This is a genomic window from Nonomuraea antri, assembly GCF_013283785.1.
Lineage (GTDB): Bacteria > Actinomycetota > Actinomycetes > Streptosporangiales > Streptosporangiaceae > Nonomuraea > Nonomuraea antri.
Genome location: NZ_JABCPZ010000500.1, coordinates 1 through 1,908 on the forward strand (window position 1 = coordinate 1; position 1,908 = coordinate 1,908).

At 74.3% G+C, this 1,908-nt stretch carries 2 protein-coding genes; one reads left to right on the forward strand and one right to left on the reverse strand.

Going from position 1 to position 1,908, the window contains the following annotated elements:
• Positions 1 to 914: hypothetical protein (locus HII36_RS54900; RefSeq protein WP_217371148.1), on the forward strand; the 914-nt coding region annotated here is incomplete at its 5' end.
• A 37-nt stretch (positions 915 to 951) separates the two neighbouring features.
• On the opposite strand, the gene HII36_RS54905 is transcribed toward HII36_RS54900, so the two are convergent.
• Positions 952 to 1,509, reverse strand: coding sequence for a DinB family protein (locus tag HII36_RS54905; RefSeq protein WP_173531337.1), 558 nt, complete (start codon positions 1,507 to 1,509; stop codon positions 952 to 954).
• Positions 1,510 to 1,908: the final 399 nt, after the last annotated feature.

The window sequence follows — 1,908 nt, forward strand, 5'->3', positions numbered from 1 at the left end:
CAGCCGTCCCGGCCCCCGCCTTGGACACGGCGCCGGCGCCCGGCGGGGAGACGCGGCTGCCCCGTCAGGCCACCGCGCTGCCGGACGACTGGGCCGCGCTCCCGGTGGTGACCGCGCTCTCCGGCCCCGTCCTGGCGCTGGCGCAGTTCGCCGACGGCCGGATCCACCTGGTGAAGGCCGGTGGACGCGTCCCGCTCGACGTCCCGGCGGACGCCGCCGGGGAGGGCGGCACGCCGCTGCGGCCGAACTCGCTCGCCCCCGACGGCACGCTGGCCGCCTTCCCGCAGCGGGACGCGGTGGTCGTCGTCGACCTGGTCGTCGGCCAGGCCAGGCGCTACCCGCTGCCGGGCGCCAACGAGGTGGTGCTGTGGCGCGGCGACCGGCTCCTCGTCGAGCAGGAGGGCGCCGATCACCTGCTCGACCTGGCCACGGGGGAGGCCGTCCGGCTGCCGTACCGGGGCTTCGGCGGGACCGCGGGCTACCGCGACGTCCGGATCGTCTCGCCCGGCGACGGCGGTTCGACCGTCATCAGGGAAGGCGAGGCGGAGGTGGCGCTGCCCGTCCGGCACATCACCGACCGGGGACGTGTGCCCGCCGGGCCCGGGGGCGAGCACGGCTGGCAGCGGGACGGCCTGGTCGCCGTGTCCGCGCCCGCCCATGACGACCTGGGGCCGTCCGCCGGCGTGGTCGTCGTGGCCGACCTCGAATCCGGGCAGGTGGTCAGGACGCTGCTCCTGCCGTCGGGTTCGGACTGCGGCGAGTACGGCTGCCCGGTGCGCGGCTGGCTCGGCCAGGACACGGTGCTCGTCGAGCGCGGTGACCGGCTGCTCGGCTGGAACATCCGCACCGGCGCGCTGTCACGCGTCGCCGACCTTCCGCCGGACGTGACCGCCTACTCCCTGCGCCCCGGCTGACCCGCCGGTGAATCTACGGCTTCGGACTGGAACCCGGCTACTGGCCGACGCGGCCGTCCACGCACTCGCGCAGCAGGTCGGCGTGGCCGCAGTGCCTGGCGTACTCCTCGACCATGTGCACCATCAGCTCGCGGACCGCCACGTTCTCCCTGCCCAGACGCGTGCCCAGGTCGTCGTGCCCGGACAGCAGGGCGTCGGTCGCGGCCTGCTCGCGGGCGAGGTCGGCGTACGCGCCGTCGACCACGGCCTGATCGGCCACGGCGCCCGCGAAGTCGGCGTCGCGCGCGCCGTACAGCTTCGGCCGGGGTTCGCCGGTGGTGATCCAGTTCTGCCAATCGCGTTCCACCTCGGCGAGATGGCGGAGCAGGCCGAGGAGTGACATGGTCGAGGGCGGCACCGAGCGGGTGGCCAGTTGCTCGGGGGTCAGGCCCTCGCACTTCATCAGGAGCGTCAGGCGATAGTTCGACAAGAAGTCCAGCAGGGTGGGCAATTCGCCGTCGGGGCTGACGTCGTTGGTGCGGGGGTCGTCGTCGGGGTCGGCCCACATGTCGGGATATACGGTCGACTTGGTCCAGCGATCGGTCTGTTCACTCATGCCTGGTCATGATGGTGGACGACGGCCGCGCTCGCCAATCGGTTTACCCGTGGGCCGGGCCGGGTTCCTAGATCGCGGTGCGCTGCCCGGCACGTCCGATGTACAGCCGGAGTCCGCGGGCCGTGTGTGGTCCGAGCCGCGGGTCCTGACGTCCTGTGCCGCCGGGGCGGCGGTGCGGGCGGTGGCGGTGAGCCGGGACGGCCGCCTGGTGGCCGTCGCCGATGACATGGGTGAGGTCTGGGTCCTGCGAGTCGGCCACCGGTCGGCGGGTGCGCGCGATCAGGGACGAGGGTGGTGTCGGTCAGGTGGCGTTCGCCGGGGACGACGGCCTGCTCGTCACCGGCAGCGGCCCGGAGGGGACCGTCCGCGTCTGGGTCCGGGGGACGGTCCCCTCCGGGC

Bases quoted from the DNA above. Each gene is read 5' to 3' on its own strand.
- HII36_RS54905 (WP_173531337.1), bottom strand. From the start codon at position 1,509: ATGAGTGAACAGACCGATCGCTGGACCAAGTCGACCGTATATCCCGAC.